We start from the raw sequence: 16,558 nt of genomic DNA, 5'->3' as shown, positions 1-16,558 counted from the left end.
CTTCCTCCCGGTCCCATGCCTGATTCCCGCGCGCCGCTTGCTTCCCAGGCCGACATCGATGCCTTCATCGACGCCGTCTGGCTCGAGGACGGCCTGTCGGCCAACACCCTGGCGGCCTACCGGCGCGACCTGACCGGCTTTGCCCGCTGGCTGGAGGACCCCGAGGCCTACGCCCGCGAGATGGCCGACCGCTACGGCGACGCGGCGTCGGCGCACGCGCTGCCGGCCGGCCCCGCCAAGGCGCTGGCCGAGGCCGGCAAGGCCGATATCGAGGCCTGGTTTGCCTTTCGCCACGAGGAAACCCGCGCCACCACTGCCAACCGCCGCCTGGCGGCGCTGCGACGCTTCTACGCCTGGGCATTGCGCGAGCATCGCGCGGCGCATGATCCCTGCCTGACACTGGTGGCCGCCAAGCAGCCGCCGCGCCTGCCCAAGACGCTGTCCGAGCAACAGGTCGACGCGTTGCTGCGCGCGCCGGACCTGAACGAGCCGCGCGGCCTGCGCGACCGCGCCATGCTGGAAATGCTGTATGCCACCGGCCTGCGCGTGTCCGAGCTGGTTGGCGTGCGGGCGCTGGACGTCAGCCTGAACGAAGGCGTGGTGCGCGTGGTGCTGGGCAAGGGCGGCAAGGACCGCCTGGTGCCGCTGGGGGCGGAGGCGGCGCACTGGATCGACCAATACATGAAAACGGCGCGGCCCGAGCTGGCCGCGGGCCGCGTCAGCGACGCGCTTTTCATCACCGGCCGCGCCGAGGCGATGTCGCGCCAGGCGTTCTGGCAGCTGGTGAAGAAGTACGCGGTGCTGGCGGGCGTGCACGCGCCGCTGTCGCCGCACGTGCTGCGCCACGCCTTCGCCACCCATCTGCTGAACCATGGCGCCGATCTGCGGGTGGTGCAGATGCTGCTGGGCCACGCCGACATCTCCACCACCCAGATCTACACGCATGTGGCGCGCGAACGCCTGAAGGCCTTGCACGCGGCGCATCATCCGCGCGGCTGACGCGGGCGTTTGCGCGCCATCGCCGGCCTGCCTACACTTTTGCCTTCGCCTTTTCGCCGCACCGCCATGAGCAAAGCCCGCCACGTTTCCGAAACGCCCGCCACCCAGTTCCTCAAGCAGCACAAGGTGGCGTACACCGAACACACCTATGACTACGTCGATCACGGCGGCGCCGGCGAGGCCGCGCGCCAACTGGGTCTGGACCCGCACGCGGTGGTCAAGACGCTGGTGATGGAAGACGAATCGGCCAAGCCGCTGATCGTGGTGATGCACGGCGATCGCGAAGTCTCCACCAAGAACCTGGCGCGCCAGGCCGGCCTGAAGAAGGTCGAGCCCTGCAAGCCGGAAGTCGCGCAGCGTCATTCCGGCTACCAGGTCGGCGGCACCTCGCCGTTCGGCACGCGCAAGAAGATGCCGGTGTGGGTCGAGGCCGAGGTGCTGCAATACCCGGTCGTCTACATCAACGGCGGCCGCCGCGGCTACCTGGTGGGCATCGCCCCGAACGTGCTGGTGAGCCTGCTGGACGCCAGGCCGGTGACGGTGGCGCTGGAATAAGGGGCGCAGCGGCCTCACGGCCCGCGTGGTATCCCGTTACCACCCTCGCGTTCTCCGGCGGGGGCACAATGACCCAACAACATACAGAACCGGCCGCCCGGCCCGCGGGCGCACCAGCCGGCGATCCCCCATCCCCAGGAGACAAACATGAGCAAGAGACTGTTGATGCTGGTCGGCGACTACGCCGAAGACTACGAAACCATGGTGCCCTTCCAGACGCTGCTGGCGGTGGGCCACACGGTGCACGCCGTTTGCCCCGGCAAGAAGTCCGGCGAGAGCATCGCCACCGCCATCCACGACTTCGAGGGCGCGCAGACCTACAGCGAAAAGCGCGGCCACAATTTCGCCCTGAACTACGACTTCGACCGCGTCGAGGCCGATTCCTACGACGGCCTGGTGATCCCGGGCGGACGCGCGCCGGAATACCTGCGCCTGAACGAAAAGGTGCTGGAGATCGTGCGCGCCTTCGACAAGGCCGGAAAGCCGATCGCCGCCGTCTGCCATGGCGCCCAATTGCTGGCGGCCGCGGGCATCCTGGAAGGCCGCACCTGCTCGGCCTATCCCGCCTGCGCGCCGGAAGTGCGCCTGGCCGGCGGCACCTACGCCGAGATCGGCATCGACCAGGCCTACACCGACGGCAACCTGGTGACGGCGCCGGCCTGGCCCGCGCATCCGGCATGGCTGGCGCAGTTCCTGGCCGTGCTTGGGACCCGGATCACGCACTGAACCGGCCGCGTGGCCGGCGCCGCCTCGCGCGATCCGCTGCCGCGCCATGAAAGGGGGGGGGCGCCGTTCCCGCGCCCTGCGTGCATTCCCAATCCGCAGCAAAACAAAGGCGCCTGCCATGGCAGGCGCCTTTTTGCTGGGCGAGGCGAGTGTTACGCCGCCATGTCCAGCACGATGCGGCCTTCGATCTGGCCGCGGCGCATGCGGTCGAACACGCTGTTGATGTTCTCCAGCTTCTCGGTCGCCACGGTCGCGCGCACCTTGCCTTCCTCGGCGAACTGCAGCGATTCCTGCAAGTCCAGCCGCGAACCCACGATCGAACCGCGCACCGTCACGCCGTTGAGCACCATGTCGAAGATCGACAGCGGGAAGTCGCCCGGCGGCAGGCCGTTGAGCGCCACCGTGCCGCCGCGACGCACCATGCCCAGCGCCTGCTCGAAGGCCTTGGGCGAAACCGCCGTGATCAGCGCGCCGTGGGCGCCGCCGATTTCCTTCTTCAGGTAAGCCGCCGGATCGGTGGTCTTGGCATTCACGACCACCTCGGCGCCGAGACGCTTGGCGAAATCCAGTTTGTCGTCGTCGATGTCCACGGCCGCCACGTTCAAGCCCATGGCGCGCGCATACTGCACCGCCATGTGGCCCAGGCCGCCGATGCCGGAGACCACGACCCAGTTACCCGGCCGTGTGTCCGTCATCTTCAGGCCTTTGTAGACCGTGACGCCGGCGCACAGTACCGGGGCGATGTCGACGAAGCCGACATTCTTCGGCAGCAGGCCCACGTAGTCGGCCGCAGCCAGCGCGTACTCGGCGAAGCCGCCGTTGACGGAGTAGCCGGCGTTCTGCTGCTGTTCGCACAGCGTCTCCCAGCCGCCCAGGCAATGCTCGCAATGGCCACAGGCGGAATACAGCCAGGGGATGCCGACGCGGTCGCCTTCCTTGACGTGCGTCACGCCTTCGCCCACCGCCACCACGTGGCCCACGCCTTCGTGGCCCGGGATGAAAGGGGGATTGGGCTTGACCGGCCAGTCGCCCTCGACCGCGTGCAGATCGGTGTGGCAGACGCCGCAGGCCTCGATCTTCACCAACAGTTCGCCCGCGCGCGGGCGCGGCACCTCGACTTCTTCGATTTCCAGGGGTTTGCCGAACGCGCGGGCCACCGCGGCCTTCATGGTCTTGTTCATTGCTGCCTCCGAAGTCAGATCAGTCTTAGCATGCTCGGATGGGTACGCGTCCGAGACCTTGATTTATATCAACGGTGTCCGGATGGGGGCGGCAAGGAAACTTATCGTTGCAGAATCGGCGAGGTCCTCCTGCCGGCAGGGGTGTCTTGCCGTGCCGCCGGGTGTCGTCGTAAAGTGGCTCGCAAGTATCGTGTCCGCACCAGGAGCGCCCATGTGTGAAATCTTCATCCGCGCCAGCGAACAGTCCTACGCGCCCGAAACCCGCTCCCTGCGCCTGCATGGGGCGGCCACCAGCCTGCGGCTGGAACAACTGTTCTGGCAGGTGCTGGAAGAGATCGCGGCGCGCGACGGCATGCGGGTCACGCAATTGATCGAGCGCCTTTACGACGAACTGGTGGAGTACCGCGGCGAGGCCGCCAATTTCACCTCCTTCCTGCGCGTGTGCTGCCTGCGCTACCAACTGCTGCAGGCCGAGGGCCGCATCCCCGCCGATGCCGCGGTGCCGATCCGCTCGCTCAACGCCAAAGCGGTGCTGGAAGGCCTGCCGCCTTCCATGTACGACCCGCAGCCGCTGCGGCCGAAACGGGCGGTCGCGGCGTAGGCGTGAATACACAGGCCTTCCGAAGGCCGCCGGTGTGGAAAGCGGATGCCCGCGTCCGCGCATGCGCCGGCCGGCGCCGGACGAAAAAAAGCCCGATCCTGGATCGGGCTTTTTCGTGGGTGGGCGAGGCGCGGATCAGCCGCCGGGCTGGGCCGAGGCCATGGCCACTTCGCTTTGCACGATGCGGCGGATGCGCACCGCATCGCCGATGCGCGACAGCTTGCCCTGCGAGTCCAGCAGCACGATGGCCAGGTCGCGGCCATTGATGCGCGCCAGCATCACCAGGCATTCGCCGGCTTCGTTGATGTAGCCGGTCTTGGACACCTTGATGTCCCAGTCGGGCTTGCGCACCAGCAGGTTGGTGTTGCGGAAGGTCTGCGTGCGGTTGTTGATCTCGACGTCGTACTCGGTATCGGTGGAGTAGCGGTGGATCAGCGGACGCTGCGAGGCGGCGCGCAGCAGGCGGGCCAGGTCGTGCGGCGACGACACGTTGTCGCTGGACAGGCCGGTGGGTTCGATGAAGTGCGTGCTGGTCATGCCCAGCGACTGCGCCTTGGCGTTCATGGCGGCCACGAACGCGGGGAGGCCGCCCGGATAATGGCGGCCCAGCGCGTTGGCGGCGCGGTTCTCGGAAGACATCAGGGCCAGGTGCAGCATGTCGCCGCGCGACAGCTTGGTGCCCACGCGCAGGCGCGAGGTGGTGTGCTTGAGGCCGTCGATGTCTTCATCGGTGATCTCGAGCATCTCGTCCATCGGCTGGTTGGCATCCACCACCACCACCGCGGTCATGAGCTTGGAAATCGAGGCGATGGGGCGCACCACGTTTTCGTTCTTGGCGAAGATCACGGTGGACGTGGCCAGGTCCTGCACATAGGCGGTGCTGGAGCGCAGCGCGGCGGCTTCGGCGCGCACCGACACCGCGGGCGGCGGCATGGCGGCGGCCGCCGCAGCGGCGGCCGTGCGCTGCGCGCGCGACGGTTTGTTCGGCTTGCCGTTCTTGCCGGCGGCGCCCTTCTTGGACGAACCCTGCTGCGCGACGGCCTGCTTGCCGCCCTTGGGAGGCGCCTTCTTGCCGGCGGCCTGCTTGGGCGCACCCTTGCCCGCGGCCTGTTTGCCGGCGGCGCCCTTGGGCGTGGATTTGGCGGCGGCCGACTTGGGCGCGGCTTGCTTGCCGGCCGCCGCCTTGGGCGCGCCCTTGGCCGCGCTCTGCTTGGGGGCGGCGGCCTTGCCGGCGCCGGCCTTCTTGGCGGGAGCGGGCGCCTTCTTGGCTTGTTGCGCCTTGCAAGCGGCCGACTTGGCGTTGGTCTTGCAGGGGTCGGTATTCTTCGCGGCGAGCGCGGTGGAGGGCAGGAGCGCGCACATCGCCAGCGCCGCCGGCGCTATCGCGTTCGCAATTGCACGTTTCCAGTTAAATGCCATGGTTTGAACAGGCTTGTCAGTCTGTGAAGAATTGTTTCCCTGGTCGTGGTCGCGACGGTTCAGGAAAAGTCCAGATGAATTAGAGGCTTACGCGTCGAATTTAAACAGCAATTTCAAGTGACGCGCAAGACGATTCGCTATCATCGCCCAAAAAAATATCGGGGTCGTATTGACGGATGGCGTATTCGTCACCAAACGCGTCCCGAGACGCTACCGGCGCGCGGCGCGTGAGCGTAGCCCGGATTAACCCTCATCTGGCTGAAAGCGGGGAATTTTCTTGCGATGGCCTGCGGAATCGAGGCCGGGGATGGGTGGCCTCGCCGGGTGGAATCGAACCACCAATTGACCCTTAGGAGGGGCCGGTTATATCCATTTAACTACGGCGAGACTGCGCGATGGCTTCGCGCTGGAATCGCATCAGGCCAAGTGACGCCTAGTGCTTTGATATTCCAGGGAAAGACCGGCGCGCAAGTGTAACACCATTGGATAAGCGCCGAAATTTAGTGGATTAAATCAACTATATGCCCTATATTGCCTGGCATGGCCAGTCGTCGTCGTCGCACGGCGGTCCGGCCGCATACCCAGAACATCCAGGAGCAGGCATGACCCCGACTTTCCACACGATCCTGCTGGACGTGCAGGACCGTGTCGCCACGGTGACGCTGAACCGGCCCGACAGCCGCAACGCGCTCAATTCCCTCATGTGCGCCGAATTGGTGCAGGCCATGCAGCAACTGGCTGACGATCCGGACGCGCACGTGGTGTTGATCGCCGCGGCCGGCACGGCATTCTGTGCCGGCGCCGACCTCAAGGAGCGCAAGACCATGTCGAACGCGGAAATGACGGCGCGCCGGGTACAGGGCTTCGCCGCCTATGCCGCGATCGAACGCCTGCCGCAGCCGGTGATCGCGGTGGTGCAGGGCGCGGCGTTCGGCTCCGGTTGCGAGATCGCCGGCGCCTGCGACTTCGTGCTGGCCTCGTCCGAGGCCACGTTCTGCTATCCGGAAGTGGGGTGGGGCACGGTCGGCGCCACGCAGCGCCTGCCGCGCATCGCCGGCGCGCGCAAGGCCAAGGAATTGCTGTTCACCGGCCGCCGTTTCGATGCGGCCGAAGCGCGCGAGATCGGCCTGGTCAATCATGTGTATGCGCCCGACGCGCTGGCGGGCGAAGCGGCGCGCATGGCGGCGGCCATCGCGCGCGCCGCGCCGCTGACCGTCAGGCTGACCAAGCGCAGCATCGACCAGGGATTGGCGACCACGCGCGAAGGCGCGATGGCGATCGAGTTGCTGGCCATCGAGGAAAATCTGCGCGGCAGCGACTGGAAGCAGGCCATCGCCGGCTTCGGCGCGGCGGGAGACAAGGCATGATTGGTCCGATGACCCTGTCGCAGGCGCTGGCGCGCCAGGTGGCCGAGCGCGGCGCCGCCGAGGCCTTCGTCGCGCCCGGCGAACGCCACACCTGGGCCGCGCTGCAGGATGGCGCGCAACGTATCGCCCGCGGCCTGCATGCGGCCGGCGTGCGCCGTGGCGACCACGTCGGCGTGCTGCTGGGCAACGGCGGCACCTGGGTGCAGGTGTTCTATGCCTGCGCCATGCTGGGCGCCGTGACGGTGCCGGTCAATACGCGCTTCAAGACCGATGAGCTGGCGTTCTGCCTCAGGCAGGCCGACGTCAAGCTGCTGCTGACGGCCGACTCATTCCTGGGCATCGACTTCCTCGGCCTGCTCACCCAGGTCGAGCCGGCGCTTGACAGTGGCTTGCCCGGCGAGGCGCTGCCGTTGCTGCGGCGCGTCGTGGTGCTGGGCGAGCGCTGCCTCGCGGGCGCGCAGCCTTGGCAGGACTTCCTGCGTGCCGGCGAGACGGTCGACGATATCGAGCTCGACACCGCGCTGCGCGCCGTGGCGCCCGACGACGTATTGCTGATCCAGTACACCTCGGGCACGACCTCGTTTCCCAAGGGCGTGATGCTGACGCATGCCAACATGCTGACCAACGCCTGGGCCGCGGCGCAGCGCATCGGCGTGCGGCCCGACGACCGCTATTTCAGCATCCGTCCGTACTTCCATGTGGCCGGCACTACCTTGTCGATCCTGGTCAGCCTGATGACCGGTTGCTGCCTGCTGACGCTGCCGAAGTTCGACGTGGCCGAGGCGCTGCGCATGCTCGATGAAGAACGCTGCACGCTGACGTCCGGCAACGACACCATCTTCCTCATGCTGATGGGGCATCCCGATTTCGACCGCAAGCGCATTCATCTGCGCGGCGGATGGGCGGCGGCAGGTCCGCAGGTGATGGGCAAGATCCGCGACGTGATGGGCGTGCCGGGCATCTGCAACGCCTACGGCCAGTCCGAAGCCTCGCCCAACATCACACTGTCCGCGCACGACGATCCCTTCGAACTGCGCGCCATGGGTTGGGCGTTGCCGCATCCCGGCATGCAGGTGCGCGTGGTGGATCCGGGCACGGGCGCACCGCTGCCCGCCGGCATGCAGGGCGAGATCCAAGCGCGCGGTTGGAGCGTAATGAAGGGCTATTACAAGATGCCCGAGGCCACCGCCAAAGCGCTTGGCGCGGACGGCTGGCTCAGCACCGGCGACCTGGGCGAAATGGATGCGGCGGGCCGGCTGCGCATGGTGGGCCGCCTGAAGGACATGTTCCGCGTGGGCGGCGAGAACGTCGCGCCGGCGGAAGTGGAAGAGACCCTGCACGGCCACCCCGCCGTGCGCATGGCGCAGGTGGTGGGCGTGCCGGATGCGCGCCTGGGCGAAGTGCCGGCGGCGTTCGTGCTGCTCAAGGAGGGCCAGGATTGCACGCCGGACGAGCTGACGGCCTGGTGCAAGGCGCATTGCGCCAACTTCAAGGTGCCGCGCTATGTCGAGATCGTCGACAGCTTCGAGCACATCGGCATGACCGGCAGTTCCAAAGTGCAGAAGAACAAGCTGCGCGCCCACGCGCTGGCGCTGTTCGGACTGGAGCAGCAGGCATGAGCGCGCGCGACGTGGTGCTGTGCGAATGTTTCGCGCGCGACGGCCTGCAGCATGAGCCGGACTTCATCGACACCGCGGTCAAGGTCGACCTGATCGACCGCTTTGCCGCGCTGGGCTTCGAGCGGGTCGAGGCGACCTCGTATTCCAATCCCAAGGTGGTGCCGCAATTCGCCGACGCCACCGAGTTGCTGGCGGCGCTGCCGCGGCGCGCCGGCGTCTGGTACAAGGCGACCTGCGCCAATGCGCGCGCCGTCGAGCGCGCGCGGGCCGACCTGGATGCCGGCATCGGCGCCAACGAGATCAGCCTGCTGGTCTCGGCCAGTGAATCGCATTCGACGCGCAACCTGAAGCGCGATCGCGCCGCCCAATGGGACAACGTCGCGCAGATGGCGCGGCTGGCGGACGGCCGTTTCCGCCTGATCGGCACGATTTCGGTGGCGTTCGGCTGCCCGTTCGAAGGCGCCGTCGATCCGGAGACGGTCATGGCCGACGCGCGGCGCTTCGCCGCGCTGGGCGTGGACATTGTCACGCTGGGCGACACCACCGGCATGGCCACGCCGGCATCGGTGCGTGACCTGTATGGGCGCATGGCGCGCGAGGTGCCGCAGGTGACCCCGGTGGCGCATTTCCATGACACGCGCGGCACCGGCCTGGTGAACTACGTGGCGGCGCTGGAGGCAGGCGTCACCCACTTCGATTGCGCCTTCGGCGGTGTCGGCGGGCATCCGGCCAAAGTGCGCTACGGCGGCGGCCATACCGGCAACGTCGCCACCGAGGACCTGGTCAGCCTGTTCGAGTCCATGGGCGTGCGCACCGGCCTGGACCTGGCGGGGCTGGCGGCCGTCTCGGCCCATTGCCAGGAAGTGCTGGGGCGCGCCCTGCACAGCCGGGTGGCGCAAAGCGGGCTGAACCCGCTGATCGGCGCTGCCGCGGGAGCGGCCGCGTGAGGGGCGCGCGCCGCCTTTGTATATCATGCGGGCAGTGGCGCGCGCCGGGCGCGAACGCCACGTTTTCCCGCATCTGACGAGTCCGCCATGGCCACCCGCACCGCATCCAAGTTCGCCACCGCCGCGCGTCCCGCACCCCGGGCGCTCAAGGAACTGTTCTCGTACCGGCTGAACCGGCTGGCCTATGTTTCCAGCCGCATTGCCGCCGGCCTGAACGAAAGCCGCTACGGCGTCGGTCCGCGCGAATGGCGCATCATCGCGCTGCTGGGCGCGGCGCCCGACATGTCGTTGAACGCCGTGGCGCGCGAAGCCAACATCGACAAGAGCCAGGCCAGCCGCACCGTGTCCGAACTGATCGAGCGCGGCCTGATCCAGCGCAGTGCCGACAGCCAGGATGGCCGTGGCGTCAGCCTGGACCTGACGCGCGCCGGCCGCGCGCTGTACGAGGAAATTTTCCCCGCGGCGATCGAGCGCAACGAAAGCATGCTGTCGGTGCTGTCGGATGCCGAGCGCGAGGCGATGGAGCGCATGCTGGACAAGCTGACGGCGCATGCGCTGGAGATGTTGAACGAATGCAAGGCGGAGGTGCCGGCGCGCCGCGGCCGCGGCGTGCAGCCGCGCTAACGCGTGGGCGCGCGCCCCGCGCCTTTTTTTACCCTTATTGTTGATTTAATCAATCACTTTGCTTGTCGCCATTGGAAGAGGATATCCGTGATGTCGGAATTGATCATTGAAGACCTGGGCGCGGTGCGGCTGCTGCGCCTGAACCGTCCGGAAAAGCACAACGCCCTGAACACCGCGTTGACCACGGCGCTGCTGGAGGCCTTGCGCCAGGCGGACCGCGACGACGCGGTGCGCGCGGTGGTGCTGGCGGGCAACGGCAAGTCGTTCTGCGCCGGCGCCGACACCGGCGAGTTCTCGGCCCTGACGCCGGAACAGCCCGACGCGGTGCTGCGCCGCGCCGATCTCACTACCGATCTGCACCTGGTGTTCTCGCGCATGGTCAAGCCGGTGATCGGCGCGGTCCATGGCAATGCGCTCGGCGGCGGCGCCGGCCTGGCGCTGGCATGTGACCTGACCGTGATGGCCGAGGACGTGCGCTTCGGCTATCCGGAACTGCGCCACGGCATCGTGGCCGCGGTGGTCATGGCCAACCTGGTGCGGCAGGTGGGCCGCAAGCATGCCTTCGAGCTGGTGGCGATGGCCGAGCCCATCGACGGCGCCCGCGCGCTGCAGCTGGGCATCGCCAACCGCGTCGCGCCCGCCGCGCAGGTGCTGGACCAGGCATTGGCGATGGCGCAACGCCTGGCTGGCTGGGAGCCGGCCGCCATGGGCCTGACCAAGCGCGCCTTCCATCGCGCGGCCGACCTGGGGCTGGCCGAGGCGCTGGGCGTGGGCCGCGACGCCAACGTCATCATGCGCGGCTTTCGCCAGGGAGCGGCGCGATGAGGCCGCTCGAAGGCGTCACCATCCTGGACCTGTCGCGCGTGCTGGCGTGCCCGTTCGCCTCGATGATCCTGGCCGAGCTGGGCGCCGACGTGATCAAGGTCGAACAGCCCGGCGGCGGCGATGAGACGCGCGGCTTCGAGCCCAAGGTGCGCGGCGAGGGCGGCACCGAGTCGGCCTATTACCTGGCCTTCAACCGCAGCAAGCAATCGGTCACGGTGAACTTCCGCCACCCCGAAGGGCAGGTGCTGATCCGGCGCCTGGCGCAGACCTGCGACGTGGTGGTCGAGAACTTCCCGGTCGGCACGCTCGCCAAATACGGGCTGGACCGCGAGCACATCGCGCCGGACAACCCCGGCCTGATCTATTTCTCGTGCACCGGCTTCGGCATGACCGGGCCGTACGCGCCGCGCAAAGGCTATGACACCGTATTCCAGGCCATGGGCGGCATCATGAGCCTGACCGGCGAGCGCGGCGGTGGCCCGGTCAAGCCGGGCCTGCCGGTGAGCGACCTGACCTCGGGCCTGTGGGCCGCCATCGGCATCCTGTCGGCGCTGGTGGGGCGGGCGCGTTCGGGGCAGGGCTGCCACATCGACTTCTCCATGCTGGACGGCCAGGTCGGCCTGCTGTCGCTGGCGGCCGCGCGTTACTTCGCGCTGGGTGAGGTGCCGCCGCGGCTGGGCACCGAACATCCCGGCCGGGTGCCGTCCGCCGCCTTCGAGTGCGGCGACGGACGCTGGGTGCAGATAACCGGCAGCGATCAGCACTGGAAGCCGCTGTGCGAGGCGCTCGACCTGCCGCAATGGGCCGACGATCCGGAGCTGGCGCGCAACGCCGTGCGCGTGGCGCGCCGCGACGAAGTCATGGCCGGCCTGTCGGCGGCCGCCGCGCGGCTGACGCGCGACGAACTGTGTCGCCGCTGCGATGCGCGCGGCGTGCCGGCCGGCCCGATCCTGGACGTCGAGGAAATCCTGCACAACGAGCACGTGCTGGCGCGCGGCATGGTGGCCAGCTACGAGCATCCTGCCATCGGCCGCTTCGGCGCGGTGCCGGTGCCGTTCAAGTTCGATGGTTTCGACGATCCGCGGCTGGAGCGTCCGCCCTTGCTGGGCGAGCACACCGACAGCGTGCTGGCGGGCCGGCTGGGCCTGTCGCCGGCGCAGATCGAGGCGTTACGCGCGCAGGGCGCGATCTAGCCATCGGGGCCATGCGCCCCGGGGCCTTTCCCCGCACCACGCATAAAACACAAATATCCCAGGAGACAAACCATGAAGACTCTGAAGCGCCTGCTGTGCGGCGTGGCGGTGGCGGGCGCGTTGTGCGCCCCTGTCGTCGCCGCCGATTCCTATCCCTCGCAGCCGATCACGCTGGTCAACCCGTATGCCGCCGGCGGTCCCGCCGACGTGCTGGGGCGGGCGCTGGCGCGCGAGCTGGAAAAGCAGTTGGGCAAGACCATCATCGTCGAGAACAAGGCCGGCGGCGGCGCGGCCATCGGCGCCAACTTCGTGGCGCGGGCCAAGCCGGACGGCTACACGCTGTTGCTCGGCACCTCGGCCGCCCACGTGGTGACGCCGCTGATGCAGCAGACGCCGTACGACGGCATCAAGGACTTCGCCTTCGTCTCGATCGTCGCCAACCAGCCCAACATGCTGGTGGTGCGGCCCACGCTCAAGGCCGACAGCGTCGAACAATTGATCGCGATGGCGCGCAAGGAACCGGGCCGCATCAACTATGCCTCGGCCGGGCCGGGCAGCTCGCCGCACCTGGGCGCCGAACTGTTCCGCGAACGCGCCGGCGTGGACATCGTCCACATCCCCTACAGCGGCGCGGCGCCCGCCATCAATGACCTGGTGGGCGGCCAGGTGGATATGGCGGTGCTGAACCTGGCCGCCAGCCTGCAGTTCATCCGTAGCGGCCGGCTCAAGGCGCTGGCCTACGCCAACGGCCAGCGCTCGCCGTTGTTGCCGGATGTGCCGACCCTGGCCGAATCCGGGGTGAAGGGCGCGGAGTCGGCGTCCTGGTACAGCCTGGCCGCGCCCAAGGGCACGCCGCCGGAAATCCTCCAGCGTCTGAACGATGCGGTGGCCAAGATCAACGCCGATCCTGAATACAGCAAGCTGATGCAGGCGCAAGGGGTGGATCTGTGGAACATGACGCCGCAGGAGGCCACCGCCTTCGTCGAGAAGGACCAGGCCGCCATGCGCAAGCTGGTGCAGGCGGCGGGGTTGATGAAGAAATAGGACGGTTCCGGCGGCCGGAATGACGGTTTGCCGCCCTGGTCGGATCCTGATGAGCGGGAAAATCTCCCGGTGGCCCTGGCTGCCGGGGTTGTTTCATTGCTTTCTATGTAGTAACGTTACTACGTTATTTGTAAGGATCAGGGGATGCATCATGTCTATCACCACACTGTCCAGCCGGGAACTCAATCAGGACGTGACCCGCGCCAAGAAGGCGGCCCTGCATGGCCCGGTGTTCATCACGGACCGCGGCAAGCCATCCCACGTCCTGCTCGGCATCGAGGAATACTGGCGCCTGGTCGGCCAAAAACGAAATCTCGTCAGCGCATTGTCGATGCCGGGCCTTGCCGGCATCGATCTCGATGCCCCCCGCTCACGCGAGCTGCCCCGTCCCGCGGACGTCGACTGATGTTCCTGCTGGATACCAATGTGCTTTCCGAGCTGCGCAAAGCCGGCGACGGCAAGGCGGACAGGAACGTGATCGCATGGTTCTCGAACGAGGACGCGGTGAACTTCTACGTTTCGGCGATCACGCTCATGGAGATCGAGATCGGTGTCCTGCGCATGGAGCGGCGCGATGCCGACCAGGGCGCCCGCCTGCGAGCCTGGATGCGCGATCGCGTCCTGCCGGAATTCTCCGAGCGGACGCTGCCGCTCGATGCGGCCGTGTCGTTGCGTTGCGCCAGGTTGCATGTGCCGGATCTGCGTCCGGAACGGGACGCCTTCATCGCGGCTACCGCGCTGGTGCACGGGATGACGCTCGTTACGCGAAACGTGTCCGATTTTTCCGGTTGCGGGGTCCGCCTCGTGAACCCTTGGGAAGCGAGTGCCTGAAAGACAACGCCCAGGCTGCGCCGGCGTTGAGCCGGCGTCGGATGTCCCACGCCGACCGACGGCGGCGCTTCGCCGTCAACCCGCCAGCGCCGCCACGCGCCTGAGCGCGTCGCGCGTTTCCGCCACCAGTTGCTCCATCACGGCGCCGGCCGGCTGCAGGCTGTCGATCAATCCGGCGCTCTGGCCGGCCTCGACCTTGCCGCCCTGCACGTCGCCGTCGAAGGCTGCCTGCTTGAGGGAACTGCCGGCGAACATCGTCTCCAGCATGGCCTCGTCGCCGCCGCGCTCGGCCGCAAGGTAGTCGCGGGCGAAGGCGTTGCGCAGCATGCGCACCGGCGAGCGGCCGCGCCCCACCAGCGTGGTGTCGGCCACGCCGGCCGCCAGCACCGCGTCCTTGTAGGCATCGCACACGCCGGCCTCGGGCGTCAGCAGGAACCGGGTGCCCAGTTGCGCGCCCGCGGCGCCCAGGCACAGCGCGGCCGCGATGCCGGCGCCGTCGGCGATGCCGCCGGCCGCCACCACCGGCACCGACACGCGCCGCGCCACCGAGCGCAGCAGCACTTGCAGGCCGATTTCATCGGGGCCGGGATGGCCGCCGGCCTCCAGGCCGACGGCGATCACCGCGTCCACGCCGGCCGCTTCGGCCTTGGCGGCATGCTCGGGGCTGGCGATGACCTGCAGCCATTTGACGCCCGCCTCGCGCGCGCGGCCGATGTGCTTCTGCGGCCCGCCCTGCGAGGCGATGATGACCGGCACGCCTTCGGCCAGCGCGATGTCCATGTGTTCCTGCGCGCGCTTGTTGTAGAGCGGGATGTTGACCGCGTAGGGCGCGTCGGTGCCGGCGCGGACCTCGCGGATGGCGGCCAGCAGCGCCTCGGGGTACATCGGGCCGGCGGCGATCACGCCGAGCCCGCCGGCGCGCGACACCGCCAGCGCCAGCGCCGCGTTCGACGAGGCCCAGCTCATGCCGCCCTGGATGATGGGATAGCGCGTGCCCAACAGGCGGGTCAGCGGGGTTTGCAGAGTCATGGCTGATCAGAAGAGGGAAAAACCCATTCTGGAATATATGGTTGATAAAATCAACTATATTTTGAGTGGCACGCCAGCGGGCGCGGCGAGCACGCCATGCGCGATGCGCCGACGCGGGTATTGCCGGTCGCGCCAGGTTATTTGTTTATGATGTGCGCGTCTGGCCCAAGGCCCGGCCGTCCCGAGGAGGGGGCGCCTTTCCCCCATCAATAAGAACAATCATGTCCAGCACTACCGATACGCGTTACGTGCGCACCATCATCCTGGGTACCCTGGTGGTGCTGCTTGCCATGGGCGTGCGCGCCACCTTTGGCCTGTTCATGCAGCCCATGGGCCTGGCCCACGGGTGGGGCCGCGATGTGTTTTCCATGGCCTTCGCGCTGCAGAACCTGGTGTGGGGCGTGGCCTGCATCTTCATGGGCATTCTGGCCGACCGCCATGGCTCCGGCCGCACCATCGCGCTGGGCGCGGTGCTGTACATGCTGGGCATGATCGGCACGCGCTTTGCCACGGACGAAACCACGCTGTACCTGAGCGCCGGCGTGCTGGTCGGCCTGGGGCAGGCCGGCACGACGTTCCCCGTGATCCTGCCGGTGGTGGCGCGCGTGGTGCCGCCGGCCTACCGCAGCACCGCCATGGGCATTGCCAGCGCCGGCGGCTCGCTCGGCCAGTTCGCCGTGGTGCCGACCGGCCAGGCGCTGATCACCGGCCTGGACTGGCCGGGCGCGCTGTGGGTGTTGTCGCTGTTCGTGGCATGCGCCGCGCCGCTGGCCTATTTCCTGCGCGGCCGGCCGCAGGCCCACGGCGGGCCGCAGCAGTCGCTGGCGGCGGCGGTGCGCCAGGCGGTGCGGCACCCGTCGTTCCACTTCCTGTTCTGGAGCTATTTCGTCTGTGGCTTCCACACGGCCTTCATCACGCTGCACCTGCCGGCCTACGTCACCGATGGCGGCCTGACGCCGGGGCAGGGCGCCACCGCGATCGCGCTCATCGGGCTGTTCAACGTGCTGGGGTCGTTCTACGCCGGCAAGCTGGGCGGCAAGTACAGCAAGAAGCGGCTGCTCGCGGTGGTCTACGGCATGCGCGCATTCGGCATCCTGCTGCTGCTGTGGATGCCCCTGTCGCCGTGGGTGCTGTATGCGTTCGCGGCCTGGATGGGGCTGTTCTGGCTCGGCACCGTGCCGCTGACGCAGGGGCTGATCGGCCAGATCTATGGCCTGCGCTATGCGGCGACCCTGTCCGGCATCGTCTTCCTGGGGCACCAGGTCGGCAGCTTCATCGGTGTCTGGCTGGGCGGCTACGCCTATGCCAAGACCGGCAACTACGACCTGGTCTGGTGGCTCGGCGTGGCGCTGGCGGTGGCCGCGGCCTTGCTGTGCCTGCCGGTGCGCGAACAGCCGCTGGCGCAGCCGGCCGCAGCCTGACAGGTCGCACCCGCCATGAACGCCAGGCCTGCTCCCACGCCCAGCAGCCGCCATCGCGGCTGGCGGCTGCTGGGCTGGACGGCACTGGCGCTGGTGCTGGGCCTGGCCTTCTGGGGCTACACCACGCCCGAGATGCAGATCCACTGGGAAAACCTGGCTTCGCTGTGCGGTTTTTAG

The 16,558-nt window shown here is 68.3% G+C and carries 18 protein-coding genes and 1 tRNA gene; 15 read left to right on the top strand and 4 right to left on the bottom strand.

Annotation, left to right across the window (positions count from 1 at the left end):
• The first annotated feature begins 15 nt into the window (after positions 1 to 15).
• The 3 genes from xerD (at position 16) to AC6CR5_RS14115 (ending at position 2,280) form a co-directional block, all read left to right on the top strand.
• Complete coding sequence (xerD, locus tag AC6CR5_RS14125) at positions 16 to 999, top strand: site-specific tyrosine recombinase XerD (protein WP_006385525.1); 984 nt, start codon at positions 16 to 18, stop codon at positions 997 to 999.
• A gap of 66 nt (positions 1,000 to 1,065) precedes the next feature.
• Positions 1,066 to 1,554, top strand: a complete 489-nt coding sequence (gene ybaK, locus AC6CR5_RS14120) for a Cys-tRNA(Pro) deacylase (RefSeq protein ID WP_054438564.1) — start codon at positions 1,066 to 1,068, stop codon at positions 1,552 to 1,554.
• Between the two features lie 147 nt (positions 1,555 to 1,701).
• Positions 1,702 to 2,280: a DJ-1/PfpI family protein gene (locus tag AC6CR5_RS14115; protein WP_006385523.1), complete on the top strand. Its 579-nt coding sequence runs from the start codon at positions 1,702 to 1,704 to the stop codon at positions 2,278 to 2,280.
• Between the two features lie 152 nt (positions 2,281 to 2,432).
• Here AC6CR5_RS14115 and adhP read toward each other — a convergent pair whose 3' ends face one another.
• Positions 2,433 to 3,461 carry an alcohol dehydrogenase AdhP gene (gene adhP / locus AC6CR5_RS14110; RefSeq protein WP_020926756.1) on the bottom strand — a complete coding sequence of 343 codons (1,029 nt, stop codon included), beginning with the start codon at positions 3,459 to 3,461 and terminating at the stop codon, positions 2,433 to 2,435.
• 211 nt (positions 3,462 to 3,672) lie between these two features.
• Between adhP and AC6CR5_RS14105 the strand changes: the two genes are divergently transcribed.
• Positions 3,673 to 4,062, top strand: a complete 390-nt coding sequence (locus AC6CR5_RS14105) for a ribbon-helix-helix domain-containing protein (protein ID WP_006385521.1) — start codon at positions 3,673 to 3,675, stop codon at positions 4,060 to 4,062.
• A gap of 135 nt (positions 4,063 to 4,197) precedes the next feature.
• On the opposite strand, the gene pbpG is transcribed toward AC6CR5_RS14105, so the two are convergent.
• On the bottom strand, positions 4,198 to 5,481 hold the full coding sequence (gene pbpG / locus AC6CR5_RS14100; protein ID WP_054442922.1) for a D-alanyl-D-alanine endopeptidase: 1,284 nt from the start codon (positions 5,479 to 5,481) through the stop codon (positions 4,198 to 4,200).
• A 312-nt stretch (positions 5,482 to 5,793) separates the two neighbouring features.
• Positions 5,794 to 5,868, bottom strand: a tRNA-Arg gene (locus AC6CR5_RS14095).
• A 215-nt stretch (positions 5,869 to 6,083) separates the two neighbouring features.
• Here AC6CR5_RS14095 and AC6CR5_RS14090 point away from each other — a divergent pair.
• The 9 genes from AC6CR5_RS14090 (at position 6,084) to AC6CR5_RS14050 (ending at position 13,931) form a co-directional block, all read left to right on the top strand.
• Complete coding sequence (locus AC6CR5_RS14090; protein WP_006385518.1) at positions 6,084 to 6,848, top strand: enoyl-CoA hydratase/isomerase family protein; 765 nt, start codon at positions 6,084 to 6,086, stop codon at positions 6,846 to 6,848.
• The gene (locus tag AC6CR5_RS14085; protein ID WP_026383151.1) at positions 6,845 to 8,467 is read left to right on the top strand and encodes an AMP-binding protein; all 1,623 of its coding nucleotides are present in this window, start codon (positions 6,845 to 6,847) and stop codon (positions 8,465 to 8,467) included. Before AC6CR5_RS14090 ends, AC6CR5_RS14085 begins: the two co-directional genes overlap by 4 nt.
• Positions 8,464 to 9,414: a hydroxymethylglutaryl-CoA lyase gene (locus tag AC6CR5_RS14080; protein ID WP_020926760.1), complete on the top strand. Its 951-nt coding sequence runs from the start codon at positions 8,464 to 8,466 to the stop codon at positions 9,412 to 9,414. The genes AC6CR5_RS14085 and AC6CR5_RS14080 overlap by 4 nt, the downstream gene beginning before the upstream one ends.
• A gap of 87 nt (positions 9,415 to 9,501) precedes the next feature.
• Positions 9,502 to 10,038, top strand: coding sequence for a MarR family winged helix-turn-helix transcriptional regulator (locus tag AC6CR5_RS14075; RefSeq protein WP_238880377.1), 537 nt, complete (start codon positions 9,502 to 9,504; stop codon positions 10,036 to 10,038).
• A gap of 90 nt (positions 10,039 to 10,128) precedes the next feature.
• Complete coding sequence (locus AC6CR5_RS14070) at positions 10,129 to 10,863, top strand: enoyl-CoA hydratase/isomerase family protein (protein ID WP_054438573.1); 735 nt, start codon at positions 10,129 to 10,131, stop codon at positions 10,861 to 10,863.
• Positions 10,860 to 12,056: a CaiB/BaiF CoA transferase family protein gene (locus AC6CR5_RS14065; protein ID WP_498085720.1), complete on the top strand. Its 1,197-nt coding sequence runs from the start codon at positions 10,860 to 10,862 to the stop codon at positions 12,054 to 12,056. The genes AC6CR5_RS14070 and AC6CR5_RS14065 overlap by 4 nt, the downstream gene beginning before the upstream one ends.
• A gap of 72 nt (positions 12,057 to 12,128) precedes the next feature.
• Entirely contained in the window at positions 12,129 to 13,100 is a 972-nt protein-coding gene (locus AC6CR5_RS14060) for a Bug family tripartite tricarboxylate transporter substrate binding protein (RefSeq protein ID WP_054513527.1), read from the top strand.
• Between the two features lie 151 nt (positions 13,101 to 13,251).
• Complete coding sequence (locus tag AC6CR5_RS14055) at positions 13,252 to 13,506, top strand: type II toxin-antitoxin system prevent-host-death family antitoxin (protein ID WP_006385511.1); 255 nt, start codon at positions 13,252 to 13,254, stop codon at positions 13,504 to 13,506.
• Positions 13,503 to 13,931, top strand: coding sequence for a type II toxin-antitoxin system VapC family toxin (locus AC6CR5_RS14050; RefSeq protein WP_053497356.1), 429 nt, complete (start codon positions 13,503 to 13,505; stop codon positions 13,929 to 13,931). The genes AC6CR5_RS14055 and AC6CR5_RS14050 overlap by 4 nt, the downstream gene beginning before the upstream one ends.
• A 75-nt stretch (positions 13,932 to 14,006) precedes the next feature.
• On the opposite strand, the gene AC6CR5_RS14045 is transcribed toward AC6CR5_RS14050, so the two are convergent.
• A complete protein-coding gene (locus tag AC6CR5_RS14045) occupies positions 14,007 to 14,960 on the bottom strand; it encodes an NAD(P)H-dependent flavin oxidoreductase (RefSeq protein ID WP_024070109.1) in 954 nt (317 codons plus the stop codon).
• Positions 14,961 to 15,181: 221 nt separating this feature from the next.
• Here AC6CR5_RS14045 and AC6CR5_RS14040 point away from each other — a divergent pair, with 221 nt between their 5' ends.
• On the top strand, positions 15,182 to 16,381 hold the full coding sequence (locus AC6CR5_RS14040; protein WP_049053907.1) for an MFS transporter: 1,200 nt from the start codon (positions 15,182 to 15,184) through the stop codon (positions 16,379 to 16,381).
• Between the two features lie 15 nt (positions 16,382 to 16,396).
• The gene (locus AC6CR5_RS14035) at positions 16,397 to 16,558 is read left to right on the top strand and encodes a hypothetical protein (protein ID WP_241122169.1); all 162 of its coding nucleotides are present in this window, start codon (positions 16,397 to 16,399) and stop codon (positions 16,556 to 16,558) included.

This window comes from Achromobacter sp. EG18, from assembly GCF_059759395.1.
Note: the sequence above shows the minus strand (reverse complement) of the source record. Positions and strands in the feature narration are given on the sequence as shown.

Bases quoted from the DNA above. Each gene is read 5' to 3' on its own strand.
- AC6CR5_RS14035 (WP_241122169.1), top strand. From the start codon at position 16,397: ATGAACGCCAGGCCTGCTCCCACGCCCAGCAGCCGCCATCGCGGCTGG.
- adhP (WP_020926756.1), bottom strand. From the start codon at position 3,461: ATGAACAAGACCATGAAGGCCGCGGTGGCCCGCGCGTTCGGCAAACCC.
- AC6CR5_RS14040 (WP_049053907.1), top strand. From the start codon at position 15,182: ATGTCCAGCACTACCGATACGCGTTACGTGCGCACCATCATCCTGGGT.
- pbpG (WP_054442922.1), bottom strand. From the start codon at position 5,481: ATGGCATTTAACTGGAAACGTGCAATTGCGAACGCGATAGCGCCGGCG.
- AC6CR5_RS14080 (WP_020926760.1), top strand. From the start codon at position 8,464: ATGAGCGCGCGCGACGTGGTGCTGTGCGAATGTTTCGCGCGCGACGGC.
- AC6CR5_RS14060 (WP_054513527.1), top strand. From the start codon at position 12,129: ATGAAGACTCTGAAGCGCCTGCTGTGCGGCGTGGCGGTGGCGGGCGCG.
- ybaK (WP_054438564.1), top strand. From the start codon at position 1,066: ATGAGCAAAGCCCGCCACGTTTCCGAAACGCCCGCCACCCAGTTCCTC.
- AC6CR5_RS14045 (WP_024070109.1), bottom strand. From the start codon at position 14,960: ATGACTCTGCAAACCCCGCTGACCCGCCTGTTGGGCACGCGCTATCCC.
- AC6CR5_RS14070 (WP_054438573.1), top strand. From the start codon at position 10,129: ATGTCGGAATTGATCATTGAAGACCTGGGCGCGGTGCGGCTGCTGCGC.
- AC6CR5_RS14055 (WP_006385511.1), top strand. From the start codon at position 13,252: ATGTCTATCACCACACTGTCCAGCCGGGAACTCAATCAGGACGTGACC.
- AC6CR5_RS14105 (WP_006385521.1), top strand. From the start codon at position 3,673: ATGTGTGAAATCTTCATCCGCGCCAGCGAACAGTCCTACGCGCCCGAA.
- AC6CR5_RS14085 (WP_026383151.1), top strand. From the start codon at position 6,845: ATGATTGGTCCGATGACCCTGTCGCAGGCGCTGGCGCGCCAGGTGGCC.
- AC6CR5_RS14075 (WP_238880377.1), top strand. From the start codon at position 9,502: ATGGCCACCCGCACCGCATCCAAGTTCGCCACCGCCGCGCGTCCCGCA.
- AC6CR5_RS14090 (WP_006385518.1), top strand. From the start codon at position 6,084: ATGACCCCGACTTTCCACACGATCCTGCTGGACGTGCAGGACCGTGTC.
- xerD (WP_006385525.1), top strand. From the start codon at position 16: ATGCCTGATTCCCGCGCGCCGCTTGCTTCCCAGGCCGACATCGATGCC.
- AC6CR5_RS14065 (WP_498085720.1), top strand. From the start codon at position 10,860: ATGAGGCCGCTCGAAGGCGTCACCATCCTGGACCTGTCGCGCGTGCTG.
- AC6CR5_RS14115 (WP_006385523.1), top strand. From the start codon at position 1,702: ATGAGCAAGAGACTGTTGATGCTGGTCGGCGACTACGCCGAAGACTAC.